At 56.3% G+C, this 23,772-nt stretch carries 23 protein-coding genes; 5 read left to right on the top strand and 18 right to left on the bottom strand.

Annotated features, from left to right (window positions below):
- Positions 1-29 precede the first annotated feature (29 nt).
- Positions 30-473 carry a PaaI family thioesterase gene (locus AC2FGC_RS01665; protein ID WP_108858651.1) on the top strand — a complete coding sequence of 148 codons (444 nt, stop codon included), beginning with the start codon at positions 30-32 and terminating at the stop codon, positions 471-473.
- Between the two features lie 59 nt (positions 474-532).
- On the opposite strand, the gene AC2FGC_RS01660 is transcribed toward AC2FGC_RS01665, so the two are convergent.
- Positions 533-760 carry a DUF1127 domain-containing protein gene (locus tag AC2FGC_RS01660; protein WP_496722798.1) on the bottom strand — a complete coding sequence of 76 codons (228 nt, stop codon included), beginning with the start codon at positions 758-760 and terminating at the stop codon, positions 533-535.
- 98 nt (positions 761-858) lie between these two features.
- Between AC2FGC_RS01660 and AC2FGC_RS01655 the strand changes: the two genes are divergently transcribed.
- On the top strand, positions 859-2,262 hold the full coding sequence (locus AC2FGC_RS01655; protein WP_496722800.1) for an aminotransferase-like domain-containing protein: 1,404 nt from the start codon (positions 859-861) through the stop codon (positions 2,260-2,262).
- A gap of 4 nt (positions 2,263-2,266) precedes the next feature.
- Here the strand turns inward: AC2FGC_RS01655 and AC2FGC_RS01650 are convergent, their stop codons facing one another.
- On the bottom strand, positions 2,267-2,629 hold the full coding sequence (locus tag AC2FGC_RS01650) for a nuclear transport factor 2 family protein (protein WP_496722802.1): 363 nt from the start codon (positions 2,627-2,629) through the stop codon (positions 2,267-2,269).
- Between the two features lie 237 nt (positions 2,630-2,866).
- Here AC2FGC_RS01650 and rplM point away from each other — a divergent pair, with 237 nt between their 5' ends.
- Both rplM and rpsI read left to right on the top strand, forming a co-directional pair.
- The gene (gene rplM / locus AC2FGC_RS01645) at positions 2,867-3,325 is read left to right on the top strand and encodes a 50S ribosomal protein L13 (RefSeq protein WP_496722805.1); all 459 of its coding nucleotides are present in this window, start codon (positions 2,867-2,869) and stop codon (positions 3,323-3,325) included.
- 5 nt (positions 3,326-3,330) lie between these two features.
- Positions 3,331-3,816 (top strand): 30S ribosomal protein S9, encoded by a 486-nt coding sequence (gene rpsI / locus AC2FGC_RS01640; protein WP_496781323.1) that lies wholly within the window; start codon positions 3,331-3,333, stop codon positions 3,814-3,816.
- A 71-nt stretch (positions 3,817-3,887) separates the two neighbouring features.
- Here rpsI and AC2FGC_RS01635 read toward each other — a convergent pair whose 3' ends face one another.
- The 15 genes from AC2FGC_RS01635 to AC2FGC_RS01565 form a co-directional block, all read right to left on the bottom strand.
- Positions 3,888-5,048, bottom strand: coding sequence for an ABC transporter substrate-binding protein (locus AC2FGC_RS01635; RefSeq protein WP_496722807.1), 1,161 nt, complete (start codon positions 5,046-5,048; stop codon positions 3,888-3,890).
- 30 nt (positions 5,049-5,078) lie between these two features.
- On the bottom strand, positions 5,079-6,965 hold the full coding sequence (locus tag AC2FGC_RS01630) for an AMP-dependent synthetase/ligase (RefSeq protein WP_496722810.1): 1,887 nt from the start codon (positions 6,963-6,965) through the stop codon (positions 5,079-5,081).
- A 5-nt stretch (positions 6,966-6,970) separates the two neighbouring features.
- The gene (locus AC2FGC_RS01625; RefSeq protein WP_496722812.1) at positions 6,971-7,744 is read right to left on the bottom strand and encodes an ABC transporter ATP-binding protein; all 774 of its coding nucleotides are present in this window, start codon (positions 7,742-7,744) and stop codon (positions 6,971-6,973) included.
- Positions 7,741-8,505, bottom strand: coding sequence for an ABC transporter ATP-binding protein (locus AC2FGC_RS01620; RefSeq protein ID WP_496722814.1), 765 nt, complete (start codon positions 8,503-8,505; stop codon positions 7,741-7,743). Before AC2FGC_RS01620 ends, AC2FGC_RS01625 begins: the two co-directional genes overlap by 4 nt.
- Positions 8,502-9,599, bottom strand: a complete 1,098-nt coding sequence (locus AC2FGC_RS01615) for a branched-chain amino acid ABC transporter permease (protein WP_496722816.1) — start codon at positions 9,597-9,599, stop codon at positions 8,502-8,504. The genes AC2FGC_RS01620 and AC2FGC_RS01615 overlap by 4 nt, the downstream gene beginning before the upstream one ends.
- 3 nt (positions 9,600-9,602) lie before the next feature.
- Entirely contained in the window at positions 9,603-10,478 is an 876-nt protein-coding gene (locus AC2FGC_RS01610) for a branched-chain amino acid ABC transporter permease (protein ID WP_170557355.1), read from the bottom strand.
- Between the two features lie 75 nt (positions 10,479-10,553).
- Entirely contained in the window at positions 10,554-11,582 is a 1,029-nt protein-coding gene (locus AC2FGC_RS01605) for an alcohol dehydrogenase catalytic domain-containing protein (RefSeq protein ID WP_496722819.1), read from the bottom strand.
- Between the two features lie 183 nt (positions 11,583-11,765).
- Positions 11,766-12,260 carry a hypothetical protein gene (locus AC2FGC_RS01600; RefSeq protein WP_496722821.1) on the bottom strand — a complete coding sequence of 165 codons (495 nt, stop codon included), beginning with the start codon at positions 12,258-12,260 and terminating at the stop codon, positions 11,766-11,768.
- A 345-nt stretch (positions 12,261-12,605) separates the two neighbouring features.
- Positions 12,606-14,027, bottom strand: coding sequence for an AMP-binding protein (locus tag AC2FGC_RS01595; protein ID WP_496722823.1), 1,422 nt, complete (start codon positions 14,025-14,027; stop codon positions 12,606-12,608).
- Complete coding sequence (locus AC2FGC_RS01590) at positions 14,020-14,865, bottom strand: hypothetical protein (RefSeq protein ID WP_496722825.1); 846 nt, start codon at positions 14,863-14,865, stop codon at positions 14,020-14,022. The genes AC2FGC_RS01595 and AC2FGC_RS01590 overlap by 8 nt, the downstream gene beginning before the upstream one ends.
- Positions 14,862-16,193, bottom strand: a complete 1,332-nt coding sequence (locus AC2FGC_RS01585; RefSeq protein ID WP_496781322.1) for a hypothetical protein — start codon at positions 16,191-16,193, stop codon at positions 14,862-14,864. The genes AC2FGC_RS01590 and AC2FGC_RS01585 overlap by 4 nt, the downstream gene beginning before the upstream one ends.
- Positions 16,190-17,290 (bottom strand): BtaA family protein, encoded by a 1,101-nt coding sequence (locus AC2FGC_RS01580; RefSeq protein ID WP_496722829.1) that lies wholly within the window; start codon positions 17,288-17,290, stop codon positions 16,190-16,192. The genes AC2FGC_RS01585 and AC2FGC_RS01580 overlap by 4 nt, the downstream gene beginning before the upstream one ends.
- Entirely contained in the window at positions 17,283-19,739 is a 2,457-nt protein-coding gene (locus AC2FGC_RS01575) for a PEP/pyruvate-binding domain-containing protein (protein ID WP_496722831.1), read from the bottom strand. The genes AC2FGC_RS01580 and AC2FGC_RS01575 overlap by 8 nt, the downstream gene beginning before the upstream one ends.
- Positions 19,736-20,647 carry a UbiA family prenyltransferase gene (locus AC2FGC_RS01570; RefSeq protein ID WP_496722833.1) on the bottom strand — a complete coding sequence of 304 codons (912 nt, stop codon included), beginning with the start codon at positions 20,645-20,647 and terminating at the stop codon, positions 19,736-19,738. Before AC2FGC_RS01570 ends, AC2FGC_RS01575 begins: the two co-directional genes overlap by 4 nt.
- Entirely contained in the window at positions 20,644-21,882 is a 1,239-nt protein-coding gene (locus tag AC2FGC_RS01565; RefSeq protein WP_496722835.1) for a hydroxymethylglutaryl-CoA reductase, read from the bottom strand. Before AC2FGC_RS01565 ends, AC2FGC_RS01570 begins: the two co-directional genes overlap by 4 nt.
- 236 nt (positions 21,883-22,118) lie before the next feature.
- On the opposite strand from AC2FGC_RS01565, the gene AC2FGC_RS01560 reads away from it, so the two are divergent.
- Positions 22,119-22,505 (top strand): hypothetical protein, encoded by a 387-nt coding sequence (locus AC2FGC_RS01560; RefSeq protein ID WP_496722837.1) that lies wholly within the window; start codon positions 22,119-22,121, stop codon positions 22,503-22,505.
- Between the two features lie 192 nt (positions 22,506-22,697).
- On the opposite strand, the gene AC2FGC_RS01555 is transcribed toward AC2FGC_RS01560, so the two are convergent.
- Positions 22,698-23,765: a 2,5-dihydroxypyridine 5,6-dioxygenase NicX family protein gene (locus AC2FGC_RS01555; protein ID WP_496722839.1), complete on the bottom strand. Its 1,068-nt coding sequence runs from the start codon at positions 23,763-23,765 to the stop codon at positions 22,698-22,700.
- Between the last annotated feature and the right edge of the window lie 7 nt (positions 23,766-23,772).

Here is a 23,772-nt window from a genome sequence, read left to right as displayed (position 1 = left end):
TCTAGGGTGGCAATTCGAGGAGGGGAAGTATGTCGTTGGTTTTGAACCGCGAACAACTGTCAGATTATCTGGTCGAGGTTTTTCCACAGGTCGAGAAGGACTTTGTCATCGACAGCCTGGATGAAAACTCAATCACCATGCGGCTGAAGGTCGGGGACAGGCATCTGCGGCCAGGGGGGACAGTTTCAGGCCCGTCGATGTTCGGTCTGGCCGATGTCAGCGTCTATGCAATGATCCTTGCATTGAAAGGACGTCAGTCGCTGGCGGTGACGACGGGGTGTTCGATGGATTTCATGCGCAAACCCGATGGGGCCAACGATATGATCGCGCGCTGCAGCTTGCTAAAACTGGGCAAGACGCTTGCGGTAGGCGATGTTCTGATGTTCTCGGAAGGCTCAGACAAACCCGTGGCGCGGGCTACGATGACCTATTCATTGCCACCGGCGGGGTCTGCAGCTGCGGCATTTGGATAAAAAAGGGCCGGGTATGAAACCCGGCCTAGGAAGAGGTCCCAATAGGGACTGGGGATATTTTAATACTGCCAGAAATAGCGTTTGATCTCTCGGTCAGCCTGAGGGCGGGTCAGGCCCACATCTTTAAGCATCCGATCGTCCAGCTTTGACAGGTTGACCCTGCTGCGGCGCTGTCGTTCCCACTGCGTGACAGTCGCCGCAAACCGCACGGCCAGCGCGGCGATCATCGGCAGCCGAGGGCTATCGTTCAGCAGCATGAGGGCGGGGTTGTGCATATGGCGTGTCATCTGGGTATCCTTTCAAATTGTATTGACACAAAGTATAAGTGTTCGGTACATGTGCGTGATACATTCAAGATTGTGTCAAAAGCAAAGGAAGAATTGTAATGGATACAATTTGGCCAGAGGCGCTCCCGAAATCCAAAGGTCCCAAGTATACTCTGGTCGCTGACACAATACGAAAAGCGATTGAGAACAAAGCACTGGAGATAGGATCCAAGCTGCCTCCAGTCCGGGAACTTGCGTATCGGTTACAAATCACGCCAGGCACGGTTGCCCGGGCATATACGATTCTGACGGAAGAAGGCTTGCTACAAGCCGAGGTCGGACGTGGTACATTTGTCGCCCCTCCGAAATCACCGTTGCTGGACGACGTGTGGGCAAGACAACTTCACCTGCGGGACGACAAGTACAACGCCGATGTCAGCCTGTTCAGTCCCAGATTGCCGGATGTAGGGCAGGTGGCTTTGATCAGGGAATGTCTCAAAAAAGTGTCCCAAGCCGATCCGCGTTTGCTGATGAACTACCCGACGCGCGATGCGTACCAACCCATGCGTCAGGCGGTCGTCGAATGGCTCTCAGACCTGCCGCTTGGCACAGTGACCCATGATGATGTGGTTCTGACGCATGGTGGGCAAAACGGCCTTTGCCTTGTATTTCAGACGATCCTTCGCGGTCCCAAGCCGGTCGTGTTGGTCGAGGATCTGTCATATGCCGGTTTCCGTCGGGCAGGAGAGTTGATGCGCGCCGAGGTCGTCGGCGTGAAGATGGACAAGTGGGGAATTGACCCTCAGGCCATGGATAACATTTTGCGCCAGACTCAGGCGCAAGCGGTTTGCGTCTCGCCCGAGGTGCAAAACCCAACCGGAACGCATACGCCGCTGGAGCGTCGAAAAGAGGTTGTGGAAGTCGCGCGCCGCCATGATTTGCAGATCATTGAAGACGATTGTTATCGGATGGGGGATGCGCGCGAGCCCAGCTATCGTGCATTGGCGCCTGAACGAGGTTGGCATGTCTCGTCGATCTCAAAGATCCTGACGCCAGCCCTACGCGTCGGGTTCGCCATCGCCCCGCGCGAACGCAGCGTCGATCTTCGGCGCTCAGCCGAATACGGCTATTTCGGTTTGGCGCAACCACTTGCAGAACTGACCCGGCTGTTGCTGTCTGATCCACGGACACGGCAAATCGCCAGGGACGTCCGCGCCCGGATGGGCGATTATGTCCGGGTGACGGTCAATGCGCTTGGCGGCTTTGATCTTAACTGGGCGCCGGACGTGCCGTTTGTCTGGCTGTACCTACCGTCGGGTTGGCGTGCCGCCGCATTCAGCCGTGCTGCTGAGCGCGAAGGCATTCAGTTACGGTCTGCCGACGAGTTCGCGCTGCGGGACGGCCGTGCCCCCAACGCTGTACGCATTGCGATGAACGGGCACGTGTCATTGGAGCGGTTCGAGGCCGCGATGCAGCGCCTGAGGGCGCTTCTGGACAATCCGCCGGAACAGATCAGCGTTTAAAGACTCAGCTCGTTGGTTCGGGGTCGCCGAAAAAACCGGCCAGATGTGAGATCTTTCCCTCAGCACCCAAATGCGCAAAATCGTGGCCAGCGACAACTACACTGCCGTCCGGGCCAACCAGTCGCCATGTGAAATGAATGACATCGTTGTGGCCATTGGCCTTGCTGGTCAACTCAAGCATTCCGCCCGTGCTTTGCGCCACCTCTCCGATATGATCGCATAGGTTTGAGCGGCCTTTGACCTCGGCCATGGGGTCGACATAGATGCCATCTTCAGCAAAGCACCCGGCCAGTATCTCAAGCCGTTTCGCCCGGTTAGGTTCTTTCCATGCTGCCCCATAGTCGTTTACGGTCTGCTGCCAGTTCATTGCGCAATATCTCCCTTTCCGGATCTTGCCGGGTTAATTAACGTTCATTTATGTATTGCGGTTTATCTGTTGAGTTGTGGGGTAAAATAATACCTATTTTATAACATACTGTAATTGCTTATTAAAATAAGTTTCAGCGTTCTTGACGCGCATTACGCCTGCATCTAAATACCCAACATCGAATTCGGGCCGCTCCGTTTGTGGGCGGTCTTTCACATCAAACAGGACTATCCTGCCATGAAAACCTTTTCTGCAACACCTGCAGACATCGACAAGAAATGGATCCTGATCGACGCCGAGGGCGTTGTTCTGGGCCGTCTTGCCTCGATCGTCGCCATGCGCCTGCGTGGCAAGCACAAAGCGTCGTTCACCCCGAACATGGACATGGGCGACAATGTCATCGTGATCAACGCTGACAAAATCCAGATGACCGGCAAGAAGCGCGAAGAAAACTTCTACTGGCACACTGGCCACCCAGGCGGCATCAAGTCGCGCACCAAGCAGCAGATCCTTGAAGGCAAGCACCCCGAGCGCGTCGTGACCCAAGCGGTCAAGCGCATGCTGCCGGGCAACCGTCTGGCACGTCAGCAGATGACCAATCTGCGCGTTTATGCCGGTGCCGAGCATCCCCATGAGGCGCAAGCGCCCGAAGTTCTGGATGTTGCATCCATGAACAAGAAAAACACCCGGAGCTAATGACCATGGCTGATCAGATCAATACTCTCGAAGAGCTGAGCGCCGTTGCAGGCGTTGAGGTTGTGGCCGAAGAAGTCATCGTGCGTGAACCCGTACGTGACGAGCTGGGTCGTTCTTATGCCACCGGCAAGCGTAAAGACGCTGTTGCCCGCGTTTGGATCAAGCCGGGTTCCGGCAAGGTCACCGTGAACGGCAAGGACCAGGACAAGTATTTTGCGCGTCCCGTTCTGCAGCTGATCCTGCGCCAGCCGTTCCAGGTTGCCGGTGTTGAAGGTGAATTCGACATTGTCGCAACCGTCAAAGGCGGTGGCCTGACCGGTCAGGCCGGTGCGGTCAAGCACGGCATCTCGAAAGCGCTGCAACTGTACGATCCGTCGCTGCGTGGTGCTCTGAAAGCTGCTGGCTTCCTGACCCGCGACAGCCGCGTTGTGGAACGTAAGAAATACGGTAAGCGCAAAGCGCGTCGTTCGTTCCAGTTCTCGAAGCGTTAATTCGCTGCCGAGTGCACAAATTCAAAGGGCTCGCAGTTGCGAGCCCTTTTTCGTTTGGGATGCGTGTACGGTTATTCTTCGTACACCATCTTCCAGGCGCCATCCTCGACAACGCTCACGTACACTGAGTCGGCCCCCTGATGGTCATCAGGTCCAAAAGTCATGTGGTTTCCAACCAGTTCATCCTGATAGTCCAGCGTTTCCATGGCCGCGATAAAGCTTTCATGAGTCAGATCGGGGCCAGCAGCCTCAAGCGCTTTGACCATCGTTTCAGCAGCAGAATATCCCAGCATTGCGAACCCGACGGGATCTTCACCGGTTGCCGCTTTATATTCTTCGATAAAGGCGGCAGGGGCGGGATCTTCCGCGCGGGACCACAGATCCTGCCAGGATGCGGCGGCATAAAAACCGTCGGTCACACCGCCCGGCACTTGCGCGACGACGGTCAGGAAGCTGGCCGAGGTGCCAAGGAACTTCATATCTGCAAGGCCCATCTTTTTGGCCGTGCCGACAACTGTGATAGCCTGTCGTACGCCCAGAGCGATCGTTACGATATCGCAGCCTTCTTCCTTTAACTTGCTGAGTGAGCCCACGAAATCCGTTTCATCGGGTTTGTGCGTGGTCTCAGCGACGAAAGCGATCCCGGCTTCTTCGGCACCGGCCTTGGTGCCTTCGACGATCTCCTCACCAAAATCGGTTGGCAGATACATCGAACACACAGACTGACCACCAAACTGCTCAGCGAGATATTTCACACCGACACGGCTTTGGTCAAAATATGTGGAAAAGGCCGTGAACTTGTTGTCCATCGGCTCCTGCAACATCTGCCGTGCAGCAGACAAAGGGGCAACATTGGGAATACCTTTTGGATCCAACAGCTTGAACCCCGCGACATTCATCGGCGTTCCCAGCGACTGCAGCATTGCGAACACCTTGTCGCGGTTCAGCAGCTTGTTATAGCCCTGCATCGCACGCGGCATCTGATACCCATTGTCCTCAACAACATAGCGGATCGTCCGCCCGTGTATGCCACCATTGGCGTTCACGCGGTCAAACACCACATTTGCACCCTTGGTCGCCGGAACACCGACGGCTGCGAAGATACCGCTCAGGTCATTGACCGACCCGATGATGATCTCATCATCCGTGACACCCTGGGTCTGTGCATTGGCAAGGGTCGCCGAAGCCGTCAAAGCGGTGGCCGCCGCCAGCCGCATGATCACATTCTTCATCTTTCTCCTCCCTTTAGGTTATCTCTTTTATTAACTGTACATGTCTTCAATAAGATGGCCGTGTTTCTTTTCGACAAAACTGCGTTTCAGCTTCATTGTTGCGGTCAGTTCATCGTCATCTGCGGTCAGAAGTACATCAATCAGGCGAAAGTCCTTGATCTGCTCGACCCGTGCAAAATCATTATTCACCGCGTCGATTTCCCCCTGAATCTGATCTTTGATTTCAGGGGCCGCACAGAGGGATGCAAAATTTGAAAAGGGGATTTTCCGATCCTGCGCAAATTTTTCGACGTTTTCCTGATCAATCATGATCAGCGCGGTCAGGAACTTTCGCTTGTCACCGATTATCACCGCGTCCGAGATGTAGTGGCTGAACTTCAACCGGCTTTCGATCTCGGCCGGGGTGATATTCTTGCCGCCAGCAGTGATGATGATGTCTTTCATTCGGCCTGAGATGGTGACGTAGCCATCCTCATCAATATGCCCGAGGTCGCCAGTTCGCAGCCATCCGTCGGCAGTGAAAGTTTCGGCCGTTTTTGCGTTATTGCGCCAATAACCCTGAAAAATGTTGAGGCCCTTTAGCTGAATCTCACCGTCGTCGGATATCCGGATGTCATTTCCGGGAACCGCGCGTCCGATGGTTCCGACCTTGTTGTTTTCGATTGTGTTTAGCGTCGCCAAGCCCGAGGTTTCGGTCATCCCGAACCCTTCGACCAACGGTACGCCAATGGCCCAGTACCACTTTAACAGATCCGTCGAAATCGGGGCCGCGCCCGAACCGCCACGCCGCATCTTGTCCATCCCCAACATACGGCGCAAATTACGCAGAACCAGCCTGTCCCACACCCAGAACTGTGCAGCAACGCCAGCAGGGACGGGTTTTCCAGCCAATATGTATTCCGCGCGCTTGAACCCAGCCTTCAGCGCCATGCCAAAGGCTGCGCGGCCAGTGGGCGTTGCGTCCTGCGTCATGATCTGAACATACGAATAGATCTTTTCCCAAACCCGTGGAACGGCCGTGAAGGTCGACGGTGAGATTTCTTGCAGGTTGGCAAACACCGTCTCGGGGCTTTCGGCAAAGTTAATGACGCATTTTGCAGCCAGTGGGAAATAGATTGATACGTCCCGCTCAAGAATATGGCACAGCGGCAGAAAGCAAAGCTGTTCGTCAGACTCGAGCGCGGGCAGCGCATGGGCCCCGCATTCAATCGCGGCCAAGATGTTCTCGTGGCTCAGCATCGCGCCTTTCGGCATTCCTGTGGTGCCCGAGGTGTAAATCAGAAGTGCAGTGTCCTGCGGTGATGCCAGAGCTATCTCGGCCTCAAAGCGATCGGGTTCTTCAGCCTCGGCCTGCTGACCCAAAGTATATAACGCGTCGATCATCATGCAGCGCGCATGGTCCAGATCGTGCAGCCCCTCATCGTCCAGAATGATGACATTCAGAAGGCCGGGAACCTCGTCTTCGACCTGCAGAAATTTGTCCAGTTGCTCTTCATTCTCGACGATCAGAAAGCGGCTGTCGCTGTCATTAATCAGGTATTTTAGCTGGTTGGCCGAGTCGGTGGTGTAGACACCAGACGCGATGCCACCAACGGCCTGAATGCCCATGTCGAACCAGGCCCATTCCTTGCGGTCCTCTGACAGGATCGATACAACCTCGCCCCGTTGCAGTCCCAATTTGCGCAGTGCAAGCCCAATCCACTTGGCATGCTGCCAATAGTCCGCCCAGGAATACGACTTCCAGATGCCAAGGTCCTTTTCACGGTGCGCTGTGCGATCGCCAAGCTCGGCGCAGCGGTTCCGAAACAGTTCGCAAATCGTGGTGCTTCCGTCGACACAAACCGGGCGTTGGCCGGGGGTTGCGTTCAGGCGAACGCCGTTGACCGTGATCTGAGGGGGCAGGGTGCTGATGTTCATCTGTTTCACCTCCACGTCTTTTTTCGTTTCCAGCGGCGGTTTTCGCGTGCGCCTTCCTCCTGCACGCCCAGATAGAAGTTCTGGATGTCCTCTGACCGCATCAGAACATCTGCTGCGCCGTCCATGACGATGCGTCCGACCTCCATCACATAGCCATGGTGGGCCAGTTCCAGGGCGGCGTTGGCGTTCTGTTCGACCAGCATCATGGTCATGCTCTGTTCGTCATTCAGTCGCTTGAGGATGCCAAAAATCTCCTGAACCAGCAGCGGTGACAAGCCAAGCGAGGGTTCATCCAACAGCATGATCTTTGGGTTGGCCATCAAGCCACGGCCGATTGCCAGCATCTGTTGCTGCCCGCCAGATAATGTTCCCGCCTCTTGGTTGCGACGTTCCTTGAGGATCGGAAAGTATGAGAACACCAGATCCCGATCGTGATCGATCTGACCCTTGTCCTTCAGGGTATAGGCCCCGAGGCTGAGGTTTTCGTCGACCGTCAGCAGTGGAAACACCTCACGCCCTTCGGGCACATGAACGATGCCTTTCTGCACGACCTTGTGTGGCTCGGACCCCTGAATTTCGTCGCCTTCAAACGTGATCTTGCCCTTTTCCGGATCCATCACGCCAGAAACGGTTTTCATCAGCGTGGTCTTGCCCGCGCCATTGGCGCCAAGGATCGAGACAATTTGGCCCTGATGAACATCCAGAGAAACACCCCGGATCGCCATGATCGGACCATAAAAACTTTCGATGTTGCGGATTGTCAGGATCGGCTCGCTCATGAGGCTTTCCCCAAATAGGCCTCGACCACCGCCGGGTGCGACTGAACCTCAGCAGGTGTTCCCAGCGCCAGTTTTGCGCCGTCCGCCATTGCCAGAACGCGATCCGAGACGCCGGAAACCAGCCCCATATCATGCTCGACCATCAAAACCGTGATCCCCATCTGCCGCCGGATATCATCGATCCACCAGCGCATGTCGGTTGTTTCTTCGACCGAGAGACCCGAGGCTGGTTCGTCCAGCAAAAGCAGCTTTGGATCGGTGGCCAGAGCACGTGCCACCTCGACAACCTTTCGCACGCCATAGGGCAGGCCAGAGATCATCTTGTCGCGGAATGCCTGCAGGTCGAGGAAGTCGATGATCTCCTCTACTTTTTCGCGGTTCTCCAATTCCTGCCGCCGCGCGGAGGGCAGAAACAACACCTCGGACAGCATGTTGGTTTTGCGGTGACGGTGCCGTCCGACAAGGAGGTTCTGCAGGACCGTCGCATGCTCGAAGAGTTCGATGTTTTGAAATGTCCGCGCCACACCATATGCGGCCACGCCGGACGGTTTGGCCTTGAGCAAGTCGTGACCGTTATACCGGATCGACCCGGCAAAAGGGTCGTAGAAACGCGAGATCAGATTGAAGACGGTGGATTTTCCTGCACCATTTGGTCCGACGATAGCAAAAACCTCGCCTTCTTCGACCTCGAAAGACAGTTCGTTGACAGCCGTCAGTCCACCGAATTTCAGAGTGACGTTTTCGAACTCAAGCAAGCTCATCTCAGGCGCTCCGTCTTGAGATAGGATTTTTGACGTTTGAACATGTCTTTCCGATAAAACGGAAACAGTTCGAACCACGTCCGGATTTTCAGCCAGCGCCCGTACAGACCCATCGGTTCAAAAAGGATGAAGGCGATCAGGATCATTCCGAAGATGCCAAATTCCAGCCCCGGAATGGCGACGGTGTTGCCACCGAAAAGGGCACCCACGTATTCCTTGGAGATAGATAAGAACTGAGGCAGGAACCCTATCACAATGGCGCCAAGAAACGCGCCGTGGATGGACCCCAGACCGCCGATCACGATCATCATCAGCAACTGGATTGAAATCAGGACGCTGAATGTCTCATTGTTGAATGCGCCCGAGAACATGCCCATCAGCGCGCCTGCCCATCCGCTGACAGCGCAGGACAACGCGAATGAGATCATCTTGGTCCTGGCAATATCCACGCCCATTGCCTGCGCCGATACCTCTGAGTCGCGCACAGCGATAAAGCTTCGTCCTAAAGGTGCCCGCAACAGGTTGATGTAGCCAAGTGTGACCAACACCGCCACACTGAGGACCAGCCAGAAGAACTGAACCGGAGTACCCCAGCGGTCGACCAGAAACCCGAATATTTCGACACCGCCCAGATATTTTCCAGCGACGCCCCCCGTGATCGGTTCGGCCAGAACAATGACGTCATCCATCAGGATGGACAAAGCCATGGTGAAGATCGCAAGGTAAATGCCATGCAGACGCAGGGCAGGGATGGCGACGGTCACGCCAGCCAATCCTGTGAGGATACCAGCCAGCGGGAAGGCGATCAGAAACGGCACGCCCGCTTCCAAAAGTATAACATTGGCGTAGCACCCAAAGGCCAGAAAAGCTGCGTGACCCAGACTGACCTGACCGGTGTGACCTGTTAAGATCATCAGACCGAGTCCCGCTATGGCCCATATCAGCACGTTTGTCAGCTCGCCTAGATAGAAATCATCCAGCCACCACGGCGCGGCTGCGACGGCTGTCAGTAAGATCATATACAGGCACAGCTGATAGGTGTCCTTCCAAGGTCGGATATCCTGCATATAGTTGGTTTTGAACACAATCCGCATGACTTAAACCTTCTTGACCCGAACCTGACTGAACAGCCCGTTGGGGCGGAAAATCAACACTGCCAAGAGCAGCGCATAAGGCGCGATCTGACTGTATCCTGCTGCGATGTAACGGCTGGCAAAGGGTTCAATTACCCCAACGATCAGCCCGCCTGCGAGGGCACCGGGCAGGCTGCCGAAACCACCAATAACGGCTGCGGCAAAGGCCTTGATGCCAAGCAAACCTGTGGTTGGATCAACCGAGCCTTTGGCCGCGAACAAGATCCCTGCAATCCCTGCGACAACCCCGGCCAAAGCCCAGATGAAACCCTGAACGCGCTTTACCGGGATGCCCATGTAATATGCTGCCAACTGGTTTTGTGACGCGCCTTGCATCGCCAAGCCCAATTTGGTCCGGCTGAAGAAAACATACAGACCCCAGGTCAGAAGGATGGTAACGACAATAACGGCAACGTCCTCCATCCCCAGCACCAGCCCTCCAAACCGAACTTCTTTGCCTGCCAACGGGTTTTGCAGCGTCTGCGGCTCATGCCCCCAGATCAGCCCGGCCACAAACCGGATTACGAACCCCAATGCGATGGTCAGAATGACGACGGCTGTTTGGCTTTCCCCAAACAAACGGCGAATGATCAGGCGATCCACCAGGTAACCCAACGCCCCCATGATCCCCAGCGAAATCGGAAGAGCCAACCAGAAAGGCAGGCCCATATATTCAGTATTCGTAAGCCCGATTGTCACAAAGGCGCCCAGCATCATGAAATCGCCCTGCGCGAAATTCACCGCCTCAGTGGCCTTGTAAATCAGAACAAAGCCAAGAGCGATAAGGCCGTAGACACAGCCATTCGCCAGCCCGCTGATCAGCAGCTGTGCGTTATCCAAGTCTGTCCTCCCATGCCGGTATGTCCGGCGTTTTTTGCGCCCCGGACATCCTCCTTCGTCCGGGGCTTTGTTCTACTATGGCGCGATAATGACCTTTCCGTCACTCTTTTTCAGCGCATCCGCCAGATTTGCCACCACATCGCGCAAGCCAAGCCGTTCAGAAACATCCGTTTTCCAGCGACCATCGGCAAATCGGGCCTGTACTTCGGCGACAACTCTCATCTGGTCTTCCGGAGGTGTTGATGTCATCCACTTGGTCAGCCAGAACCCCTCGATCCGCTTGCTCATAAAGATCAATTGGCCCGTCTGCGTAAGCTTTGGTAGTTCGGGGCTAAGCTTGCCGTAAACGACCCACCGTGCACCGTTGGGCATCCCGCAGAAAACCTGCTCGGACATCTGATCCGACACAGCATCCAGGAAGACACGCGGTTTCAGCTTTTTGCTGAGTGCTTCGAACTTCCGCATCATGTCGGGGTCGGATGTGACCAGAACCTCGTGCGCGCCAAGTTCTTTCACGGTTTCCACGGCCTCGGCCCGGCGCACGATGGCGATGGGTTTAAGCCCAAGGTCGCGCCCTAAGGAACACATGAGCTTGCCTAACTGACTGGTGGCAGCTGAGACGGCAAAAGCGTCGCCTGCACCGCGCGCGATGTCCACCATCGCCATCGCAGTCATAGGGTTGACGATCTGGGCTGAGCCGTCCTCATCCGAGATATCGGGCCGCAATGGGATGCACATCATCGCTTGTGTCACGACATATTCGGCCCATGCTCCGGAACCAGCTGCCACAAAGGCGACCCGTTGGCCCTGCAACGCTTCGGCACCGGCACCGGTGGCCACAACGTCGCCACAGCCTTCGAACCCGGCGGGCGTGCCTTTTACACGCGGCTGCCCGTATTCGCCTTTGATAAAGTGGATGTCGGACGGGTTCACCGACGATGCCCGCAATTTAATCAGGACCTGACCGGGGCCGGGTTGGGGCACAGGAAGCTCGGCCTCGGCCAGCCAATCGGCGGCATCTTCGATAAACGGACCGGTGGCCGATCCGGAATAACCGTCATGGGTTTGAATGACAGCGAACATGTTTGGGGGCAGGGTGGTCATTTTGTTTCCTATCTCCTGTGCGGACACCGCACAGAACGGGTCTGTTGCCAATGGTGTTGCGTTGGATTTAGGGGCAGCCAATCAAACGTGTGTTGGGACGTCAATCAGAGTTGCGTCTGACGTTGCGGGAGCGTGTGCGCCGTATGGAAAAAGGGCCGCTCAATTCCGAACGGCCCTTGGAAATTATTGTTGTCCGGTCAAAAGCACACGGAGCTCTTCGATCTTCTGGGCAATCAACTGAGGGGATGCTTTGATTTCATCCAAGATACCCAGAGCCTTTGTTTTGAGGTCCTGCGACAACTGGCTGTCCTGAACCGAAGTCACCATGGCGTCATAGTCAAAATTCTGGACGGAAAGCGTACCTTCTTCGATCCAGGAATTCAGTAGATCTTGCCCCTGATTGGCCAAAGCGGCGACCTGATCTCCGGCCTGGTTGGCCAAATCAGTAGCTGCTTGTCCGGCTTGCTCGGCCGCTTCGTTGGCTTGGTCTGCAATGGAAGATGCGGCTTCGCTCGCCTGCTCGGTCGCGGCTTCTACGGCATCGTTCACAGCCTCACCGGCTTCTTGGGCCGCCGATTGCAGTTGTTCGGCAGGTGTGGGTTCGGGTTGATTGAGATAATAGTAAGCTCCGGCGCCAAGTCCGGCGACGATAACAGCTAATATGAGAGTACGCGACATGGGGTTCTCCTTGAAATATGTGCCGCTTAGATGAGGGTAAATTATCGGTGATCAAAGGGGAATTCCCAGAAATTCATTTCAATTCGGGGGTTTGAGCCAGCCTGCGCCGATCTGATGGAACCAGGTGGCAATAACACGCCGTCATGCGGACAGCACAGCAGGTGAGCTTGATTATTCGCTAAAATCCGAGGCGGAATTGGGCCGGAAGCAGACACATTCTGCACAAAGGCCGCGAAGCTGCCGTTCACCGCGCTAGCGAAGCCCAATTTCTCGCTGTACAGGCGCGGACACTCAGGTCTGAAATTCAAGCCAACTGAAAACGGTGCGGTTTCGGCCCATTTTTCGTTAAGAACCCAAGAAGCGTTCAAGTTTCGCGCGATCGACCTTGGAGGCGTGACGCTTGTCCATGGGGATTTTGTCAATTGAAATCACCTTGGGAACACCAAAACTAAGCGCACAACTACTCCAAGCCTCAACTTGAGCAGGGAACCCTTGAATGCAAAGCGCCGGGCCTGCTTTCGTATTCACAAGTGCGCAGTGTTCTACACCCGGCCATTGCCTTGCCGCGACTTCGATTGCGAAGGGAAATAATGAACCCGAATTCACTTCAATTTCGGACCCCATCCGCCCCCATAACCACAATCGTCCGTGCTCGTCCAACGTGCCAGCGTCACCGGTTCGGTGCCAAACGACGCCGCCTTCTTTAATTTTGTTTTCCACTGATTGGGCCGGATCAAGATAACCGTTGTTCACATGTGCCCCTGCGACCTGAATTTCATTGTCGCAAATGCGGAGCGTGATCTCAGGCACTGGATATCCGACGAGAAGCCCATGGCCACCGGACATCCGACGGTAATCCTCCTCCGAGATGTCCCTGGCGTCGAGATGGGCAATCGGTTCGGCCTCGGTCGATCCGTAGACGCAAATAACCGAAAGCCTGTGCCGGGTTCTCAACGTCTCCACCAGGTCCGGGAACACCGGGCCACCGCCCGTGAACACCGTGCGCAACGCACCGGTGTCGCCGGATTGAGCAAGTTTTTCACAAAGTGACGGCGGGATGAGGGTTCGGGTGATTTGCTGCACATGGATCCAGCTATCCAACTGTTCTGGCGACAAGCGGTCCAGCTTGCTCAACTTCCAGTTCGGGAGAACACTTGTGCGCCCAGCCGCCAGATTGATCAATGTGAACACCGGAAAGGCCACCAGATCGCGCTCGGCATTGTTGCTGGCGAGGAGGGGCGCGATGGCATCGTGCTGCGCCATCAGAAATGCATGCGAGCGGGGAATGGCTTTCGGCTGGCCCGTCGTCCCGGAGGTGAAAGAAATAAGGGCTATATCCTCCGGTCGAACCTCATGGACCACCGGATCGCAGCGACTTTCCCCCGGCTTCAGCAGAGGTAGGGACCAAAGGTTTGGAATCAGAAACTTCAGCAAAGAATAAGCGCCCGCTGCACAGAACGCTTTTGGTTTCGTGGTCCGGGCGGCGTGGCGCAGACCGGCCAACCCCATGGCCGGTTCCGGCAAGACTACGGTGGCGCCAAGGGACCATAGGGCGGCCAGACTTGCATACAGGTCCGCATCGACAGGCATGGCCAAAAGCACACGATCACCTGGTTGGATACCCTTGTCCTGCCACCTACCTGCCAGGTGCTGAACCCGTGAGTGCAGGGTCTGAAAACTAATCTGGCGGCCTTTGCCGTCCACTATTGCGGTCCTGTCCGGAAACCGTTCAACCGCAGCTGAAAAATGGGCAAGCAGGTCAGCCATTCAGCTTCCGCCCAAGCAGGGAATATCGTCGGAAAATCGTTGCACCTTCCGCGGCACTGCGGTCGGCCGAGCTGTTGTCATCATGGATCAGCGCATGAATGGCGGTGTCGTACCCCATGCTGAATGCTGTCTTGTGGAACCTGTGTGCCAAATGCCGCCCGGCGCCGGGTTCGAGACTTGCATAGGTCTTAAGGATTGCGGAAGTCGGATCGGGGCCTTCGGCATAGTTGGGAATGCCGAACAAAAATCCGGCCAATGTCCCGTCGCGGCGGCGCGCAAACAGGATCAGGTCGCGCTTCATCATCGGCACGACCGGCATATACATGGCCAGAAAATCCGCCTCGGAAATCGGCTTATAGAATGCGTTGTTTGAGAATGCCCGGGATGAAAGTTCGAATACCTGACGGAACAGGGCCTCGGGGTCTGTTCCATCCCACTCTTCCACCACGAACCCATCGATTACCGGCGGTGCCGACCGGGCGGCGGCCTGCAGCGGCACTCGGGCCGAGAAGTACCTGCTTATCTCTGTAAATCCTGCCGACCGAAACACCTCGGGATCATGAGGTTTGTTGGTGGGCTCCATCAGGAACGAAGCAGACCCGTCGCTGCCCGAGACAAACCGGTAACTGTGCCAGGTATCGCCGGACATCGGCCCGATGATCCGGTCGAGGCCCGCGTCTCTGACCTGCCGTATCCCCTTGTGCAGGATTTCGGCTCCGGCCTCGGGGGTTTTGCAGGAAAAATCACCGAAGGTTGCGGCGGGAACGCCGTCCCAGTTCGGGCCGTTCAGATACACGGTCAGCTTTGCATCAGCGGTTTTGATCGTCTCTTTGGTCATGAAACAATTCCGGCAAAGAACCCCGCTCCAAGCGATCCAGAAACGACCCAAACATAGTAGAGCAAGGGAAGGGCGAGGGCCAACAGCGTCAACCTCAGAACCCGATCTTTTCCGAACCAGTGTGGCCGGGCCAATGGTACCGCGACTGTGCACAGCAGTGAGAGCAGGGTCAGAGCCGTCAGCGGCTCGGCCCAGTTCGACTGTTCAGAATTCTGGGAAACAGCCCAAGACCGAATGATAAACAGGAAAGCCGCAGCAAACGGTATCGCAATAGGATTGGCACACAGCGCCACTGCAGAGAGCCCCATAGCCAACCCCATCGCACTGAGCCCAAAAAAAGAAATTGCATCCCATCCCGTTGCATTTCCAACCGCAAGCCAACCGAAACCCAAAAACCCTAAGGCGGCTACAATATCCAGATCGGGGTACTTACTGTCACAAGGAGAAGCGGTGCGTGCCCAGCCATGTGCGGCAAGAACCATAATCGGGAGTACTGTGTTCTGCAGTTTAGCGGCCGCAAGCAGCAAAAAAACCGCGACAACATACACGCGGGTCGTATGCTTGGTCAGGCCCAGCTTGGTTCCCACCACGCCGAAACTGGCAAGGGCGGCAAAAAACATGGCAGCCAACAGGGCGAGCTCTGCCAAAGAGCTGTGATAGTGGCCGTTCAGAAAAATTAGCAAGCCAAGCGGCAGGAACAAGTTATCAAACCCCCGCCAACTTTGCGCCTCGACCAATGTGCCAAAGGCCGCAACCATAAGACACAACATCATGACGTTAGATGGCGGGAGTTTCGACAAGAACAAGAAGCAGATGATCGCAACCAATAGCGTTACGACAAAAAACACCACTGACCCTTCTAGGCTCTTGTCGCCATCTTCCACCACGTAGCGTTTGGTTCCATACGCGGTCCCGGCAAGCGCTGCGGCAGCATCCGCGAGTGTCAGAACTGCAATTGGCAGCAAGTAGAACAGCGTGTTTTCGCCCGCCAGCAAAAAGCAAAGTCCAACGGACAAGGCGAGTAGAAAGTCACCGTAGGATGTGCGTTCAACCCCATGTAGGGTCGCGCCAAGACCCGATGAAAAACGCGGCAGGCGCAGCACAAGCATCACCAGCATTGTGGCTGCGATCAGCATGTACACCGGCCAGCGATCAGGAAAGAGCCAGGGCAACAGCAACGCAAAGAGGCCCGTGCTGACATGCATCAGCTTGCGCTGCACTTCGGCGCTCAAACCCGCCGTGTTGGCCAGACTTCGGATGACCATCATTACTCCGACCAGAGCCAATACGGACCCCGCCGCCAGCAGAACCTGCCCAGGAACCGTCACGGTTGCACCTCTTCAACGACGAAATCCGAATAGAAGAATGCCATGTCACGGGCTTTCTGCTGCGTTTCGATGTCGGTCAGTGTGCCTATCTGGCTTCTGTATACCGGCGGAACCCGCCGGGGTGCCATCATGTTCCAATAGACCAGTCGGGCGTGTGGCTCTGCGGCGGTCAGGATAGAGCCGTAGACTTGCGGGAAGCTTTCAGGCGACATGTATTCGAAGATATCCGACAGGTTGAACCCGCTGGCTTTTTCACCGGTCGATACAAATGCCTCGAGCGACCCGAGGCGGATGTCGAGACGATCCAATCGGGATCGGATTGTCTCGTAATGCTCGGGGCGCCACGCCATCGGCAGCGCGTCACCGTGGTCGCCCTTGAGAATCCAATGCAGATAGGGATTTTGCGAAGGATCGGTGGCGACCCCCGCATGACGGATGCGGCGGGCGACATGTTGGGCCGGGCTGCCTTCGACATGATCGAAAAATGCGCTGTCCCGGCCCATGCGCCCCATGACGAAGCGAGAAAAGAAGATGTTCAGCAAAAGACGCCAACGGAATGTGTTGAACCGCGCGTCGAAAAAAGTTTGTCGTGCTTCTGGACTGCGTGGAGTGAACACTTCGTCGATGGTTCGGCGTGAATGCACCAGCGGTAAAAGCCGGGTCCGAAAAATGCGAAAATAGCGTTCAAATTTGCCGACGCCCCCAATGCCGTGTTTTTTGACCTCCGGAGTCAGAGCCTCCCAGAAGGCGCGTGTGTCGGTATCTGTGGCGTCCAAAACCCGGCCCAGCAATGTACCCCGTCGGGTACTTGGGCGCGAGCCTGTAAGTTCGATGAACTCTGAATGAGTCAGCCGCTGATAGGCCGCGATTCTGAGTTTGAGGCAGGCGATCTGCGCCGGTGATAGGTCCAGAACCACGACGCGCGCGGGATCGAGTGTCAGCATCGCCAGCGCATTGTCACCGGCCGAGCAGATGGACACCAATGTCTTGCCCGCACAATCGCCCAATGCAGAAGTCAGGACATCTGCGTCCTCCCACAGTTGGGCATAGCGGACATAGTCGAAATCCGCTTTTTTCTCAATCTCACTGCTACCCATCGCACCGCTCCACCGCGCCGCTTGCCCCGTCGACCGAGATCATCTCTCCATCTTCGATCCAGTTGGTGGCCCCTTTCAGGCCAACCACGCAGGGGATACCAAGTTCGCGCGCCACAATGGCCGAATGTGACAACAGTGATCCTCGCTCGACGACGATGGCCGATGCGTTTGAGAATACGGCGATCCAGCCCGGGTCGGTGTGGCGCGCCACCAGAATGTCTCCGGGGTCCAGGGCCTCGGTGCGTGGATCACGGATCACACGCGCACGCGCTTTGATCTGTCCTGCGGAACAGCCCGTGCCGTGCTTCACCCGTGCCGTGTCCACCTCGAGTTCCGCGTTGTCGGACCAGATCGGCGCGATGGCGGGACCACGGATTTCGATGCGTTCCGGCGGGTCGGGGCGTCGGGATGAAGCTTCATCCTCTTGTTTGCGCCGCGCAACGATGCCTTTCAGATCAGGTGACAGGTTATAGCCTTCGACTGCTCCGAGAACCTCATGTGTTGTCAGGAAAAATACATCCTTTGGTGATGAAATCAGATCGTGGGCGGCGAATTCCCGGCCGATGCCCAAAAACACACGCCGCGCATAACCAAAGATTCGCGTGCGTTCAAAACGCAGGTTTTCGCGGTCGCGCACACGCGCCTTGGTCCAGCCAAGAATCCATTTGGCCGACTGCCGTTTGAGGGGGTTTGCTGGAAACAGAGCTTGCCAGTCCGGTTCAGCGCCTTCCTGACGCCCGGACGGGGGACGCTCGGCGCTGGCTGCAATCGCCAGCAAAAGGCTGGTTGGGTCGTCGCGCAGCGGAACGCTTTCCAGCTTGAGCTCTTCGGTGCATCGGTCGCCGAACTTCTCAAGATACGCATCAACCTCGGCTTCGATTTGCCGGTGCCCGGAAAAAACTGACAGCTCTGCATTGGCTTTTAAAGTTGCGGCAAGACCTGCCTGCCTAACCAACTTTCCCATTTGGGCAATGCGCTGAGCGGGTTCCGCTGAAACGATATCGCCTTGCCCGATCATGAGGTCATTGTGCAGGGTCAACCCGTCCTCGCCCAGCCACTTTTGTAGCAGGTTGCGCGAGCCGCCAAAGGCAATCATGCATAGAAAATCGTTGATCAGCGGGGCGTCCCAACGATCCAGCAAGGTGCTTTCGATGCGCCTGTACTCGGCCGCCAGTTCGGTCGCGTTGGACGTGTTCACATCGAGCCCCGCCAGCAATATGTCGTTCAGCCTATGATAAAAATTGCGCCGGGTCTGCGGCAGCCGGATAGCCTGCCAGATCAGACCGCCGGCAACCTTGGCGAGTTTCGCGTATTCCACGACCCTGGTCCAACCAGTGGTGGAGGGCGGAGCAAGAGCATCCGTGACCTCACGCGGCATCGGCTCAGAAACGCCCATCATCGTTTCCATATAGTCGCGGTTCAGTGAAAACCCGGGCAACAGTGCCAGCGCGCGATACCAGTTGATCAGATTGTAATAGGCACGCCCATCCACCCGCCCCAGCAAATTGTCAAACACAGTTGGGTTCTGGGCAACCGTGTGCCGGGAAACGCCCAGCAACCTGACGAAAGCGCGATACACCTGAGAATAAACATGCAGAGCAAAAGAATAGGTCAGCGGGCTGACGATGCCCGGATAGCTTTCTACGATATTGGAGTTGTCGAAAATAGTAAGTGTCTGGTCTTCGAGCGGCACAGGACGTAAGGCCGTGGTAATCGGTCGGGCCTGCAAAATATGTAGCCCTTGCGCATCAATGGCCCATTCGATGTCCTGAGGTGATCCAAACAGAGCTTCGGCCTTTTGGGCAAGGGCCGCGATGGATTGCGCCTCGTTCACGTTCAAATGTGTTGGGGTGTCTGGTGCGCTTTCCGGTGTGCCATCCGCACCGATGATCCAGTCCTCTCCGTCCGCTTCACCTGACACAAGCTGGTCTGCAAGGCCTTCAATGGCCGAGATCACGACCACATTGCGCCGACCACTGACCGGATCGGCGGAAAAGGCGACACCGGCCGTCTTTGCATCGACCATGCATTGTACGATGATCGCAGGAGCCTCGGCTTGGCCGCCGGATTTGACCGCCCGGTAGGTTTCGACCGTTGCCGAGAAACCGGATTGCCACACCTGCTTGGCCGCTGCGATCACACTCTTGCCAGGAACGTTCAGGACAGACTCGAACTGTCCCGCGTGACTGTGATCCACGCCATCTTCGGACCGGCCAGAGCTGCGCACCGCGTAAGGCCCGGGCCCGAGCGTTTTAAGCGCAGCGGTCACTGCCGATCGCAGGCCCTTTTTCGCGATGGGCCCGGACTGCCCCATGCGAAATGCGTCATTAGTGATGACAAAGAACTCGGGTGGGGAAAAACCGTGCTGCGTCAGATGCGACAGTACCGCCGCTTTGCCACCGACAACCGAGACATCGTTGGCATCCGCTTGGGCGACGATGAAAGTCATACAGCGGCTCCGAACAAGAAGGGCAGGAAACCAGCCGTGGCATAGCAGAAAAACACCCAAAGGCCGGAAACAGTGTCCATCCTGTTCTGGGCTTTCTCAGTTGGTGACTGACTATAGCGGAATGCGGCAGCCCCGCAAGGAACCAGCGCCAGCGCGCCGATCAGGGCACTTGGCCAGCCAACGCCTGTGGCGCTGCCCGTGCCGACAAGAAGCGCATAGGACAGCAGGACGCAGCCGATCCAGATACGCCCCGCCCGACGCGGACCCCATAGGGCGGAATAGGTGTCGACCCCGGCAATTTCGTTTTCTGGTGCCCACAGTTTGCGCCCGATCTCAAGGACGCAGCCATTCACAAAGGACAACGCCAGGAACAGCCACAGAGAGGGCGCCGCCCCGCCTGCCGGCAGCCATTCGAGGCCGGTCAGCAACAGATCAATCAAGGGCATGATCGCCATATGGCTTAGCAGGTACAAAACCGGCCGCGCCTTCAGCCAGGCCGGGACACCGAATTCGACCGTCATCGCCGCGAGCCAGATCCAAACCGCGCCCAACAGCCACAAAACCGACGGGTACCAGAACCAGGCAGCCGCAAATGCCAGTGGAATGGTCAGTAAACCCAGGCTTAGAACTTCACCGGTTGAGACTAATCCGCGTGGGATCGGCCTTTCGGGCCGGTAGCGCCGGTCGTCTTCAGCGTCCTTAAACTCGTCACAGACCCGCATCTGGAAGAACAACGCCATGGCCAACACAAAGCCGGCGGCAAAGGCGGGCCATTCGGGCAGGGGGCGGTCTGCGAGACGGGCGGACACGCAGATACTGGCCGAGGAAAACACCAGCAACAGAGGGACGGTTTTCTTCAGTGGAAAACGCTCGGATTGATAAATCCAGAATCGGTTCTGAATGCTCATCTGTGGCGGGCCAGACTTTCATGGGCGCGGGTGAAATGGCCCGCAGCAATCGCGGCGACGATGGAGATTTCACCACATAGGCACGTGGCCGCGGCCACTTCAGCCAAAGCTGTGCCACACCCGCTGCCCCGTAGGCCGAGTATGTTCAGCGCTGCTGCCTGGCTGGGCAATCCAGTGCCCCCGCCGACCGAGCCAACCAAGATGTTCGGAAGTGTAACCGAACAGAAAAGATCGTCGCCCCTTGGTTCCATTCGCGTGATTCCCATCGCGCTTTCGGCAACGCAGGCCGCGTCCTGTCCGGTTGCAATGTAGAATGCCGCCAGCCCGTTGGCATAGTGCGCCTGCGCCCCAAATTGGCCGGACAAAAGCGCCCCCAGATTGGCGACACGGCCATAGTCAAGCATCGCTTCGACCGTCGTTCCAAGCGTCTTTTTGACAACCTCAGCCGGAAGCGTGACCGAGGCGCTGACCTTACGCCCGCGCCCCGTTACCAGCCCCAGCGCCGAAGCCTTTTTATCGCCCGAAAAATTGCCTTCGACATACCAGTTCTCAATCGCGACAGGGCAGCTATCCGCGATTGCGTGGCACAAGGCGTCGGTGGCGATGGTCACCATATTCTGACCCGCTGCGTCACCTGTGGTGTAGCGGCAAATCAAAAAAACGACGTTTGTATCAATGAACGGCTCCAGCGATACAAGCTTGCCATGACGGGTCGTCGCTTCGGCCGCAGATTTGAGTATGTCGACATTTGTCACAACCCAATCCACAAATTGCCCGGCCTTAAGAAGGCTCTCAAAAACAAACGCCGGTGTCCGCAGAACACCTTCGTACAAAACAGCTGTACTGACACCGCCCGATCGGGTGGCGGCATAAGCGCCCCGGGCATAAGACGCGACCAGCGCCGCCTCGGTTGTTGCAAGGGGGATATGAAAATCGCCGTTTGCGTTCATTCCGTTCAAACGTAAAGGTCCAATGACCCCGACAGGAAGCTTAACCGTCCCGATGAAGTTCTCAATATTGGTGCCATAGGTTTCGGCATCTTCTACCGTTTCCGGATCAGCGATTTGCGCTTGATCCTCGTCGCTGGCTGTGGGTTTCAACTGCTCCCAAAAGCGCACGACCATCTCTTTGGTAGGCTTGCGGGACGGGCGCAGTGTTGAAAACTCGGCATCATTTGGTGCCATCTGTTTCGGTATCTGATCAGCGTCAAATCGTGCCCTGATGCGTTGAAGCATTTCCCGAACATGAAACGGAATTATCAAGAGTGCACTCCAATAGATTTTCCGCAAAAAGCGATTACAACCACAATCTGATCGGTATGCAAGTTACTAATAGATCGACTAAAAACCAGCCAAATTTTCCTTTATCAAGTATTTGATCCGAAAGGGTCTCGTATATGTTGCGGTTGATACTACTTTCTGCTCGATAAGCGTGTCTACGCAATAGATCAGCCAAAACGCCAACGGGTCAGATGAAACGCATCGCCTTCAAGCCTCTAATCAGAAGATCACAAAACATCATGCAAAAACTGATGAAAGCCATTGTTACATTTTTCGTTCTTCTAAGTGTTACAGCCTGTCAGCCGGGGACGCGAGCATCCGCCAACGACGAGGTGGAACTCAACGAGCTGGAAGTAGAAATCGTTTCGGTTAAGCCTGAAAAGGATGGAAGTACAGTTACCGTTCGCGACAATGCCGGGCACATGTATCAGGCAGTCATTTCGATCCCCAATCTTGGTCCAGATTCCAATTTCGATTTTGATCATCTTGAGCCTGGTAACCGTATGATCGTTTCCGGAGAATCTTGGTTTCTGGGAGCAGAACGGCAACTTACGGTCAGAGAAGCCAATGCAATCTGAGTGCGGAAGCGTTCGGGTTGTCCAAGCGGGCTGTCTGTTCGACGCTCCCGGCGATAATACCGCGCTCGGTGTCCAAACCCGCGTTTTGGGGTGGCACCGAAGGAAGATATTTTTGACCCTAAAGCAAATCCGCTAAAACAGTAAGTATGCCATCCTCGCCAGTCTTGCTGACGAGGATGGGGGCGACGACCGTTACGCGCTCGCGGTTTTTCGGTCGTAGTCATGCAGCAATTGTTCGGCATCTTCCTTGATGTCCGGGTGCACGATCACCCCATTTTCCATAATTTTCAGATCGTCCAGCCAAACGGTTGCCTTGGTTGAAATACCGTCAAAATGAGAACTGGCGGGTTGGCCATGCGGGGGCATGTCCATCGGAGAGGTGTGGCCGAAGCCGAAGTCGACACCACCCCAGATGCGTTCGTCCTCGACGATTTCCCAACTCAGCTCGCGCACGCCAGTGCAGAACCCGATCATCATATGGCTGATCCTGCGCATGTTTTCTTCGTCGAAGCCTTCGACATAATCGCGCAACAGGTTCCCGTGTTGGCCGCCGTAATCGAGGATCTTGCCGTCTTGCATGGTGAACTCAACTTTGCCGCCTTTCGACAGGTCAGCATGCATGATCATGTCAAACACGATACGGCCTTCCATCGTGCCGGTTTTGGGAACGAGGTTCACATACCCAGGTGCAGTGCCGAATTTCTTCTGCGAGAAATCTCCGCTATCGGCATCGATCACGTTGTTGGGGTCCATTTCAAAGGACACGTCCGTGCCGCTTTCGTTGGTGACGCGCACGGTCTTGGCCTTGGCCGCAAGCGCTACGATCTTGTCGATCACTTGGCCCATGCGGGTGATGTCATAGTGGCAGAACACCCGCTCAAGACTGTCGATGGAACTGCCCGCCAGCACATTGTAACGCAGGTTGTCGTTGGCCTCCATCACGCGTTCCCACATGGAGGAGTAGAGCGTGAACGCCTCGTTGTTTTCGATCCAGATGTCGGCGTGACTAAGGGCGGCTTCCATGGCTCCGGCGGGCCAGTCCGGCATTCCTGCCTCACCATTGTTGTTCGCCCGCCGGAACTTCATGATCAGCGGCTTGGCATCCACCTCGGCCGCCGCCTGATAAAAGGCTTGCGTGATCAGCGGGTCGGTGCCGTCGTCCTCAGTCAGGGCCACGGTCTCTCCGGGCTTGGCAGCAAACATCTCCTGAATGATACGGCGCGCAACGACCAGATATTGCTCGGGCAGGTTCGGAGTCATGGTTAGA

It is taken from the genome of Ruegeria sp. CDSC054 (assembly GCF_059610645.1).
The sequence above is the reverse complement of the archived record's forward strand: the minus strand, read 5'-3'. Positions and strand labels throughout refer to the sequence as shown.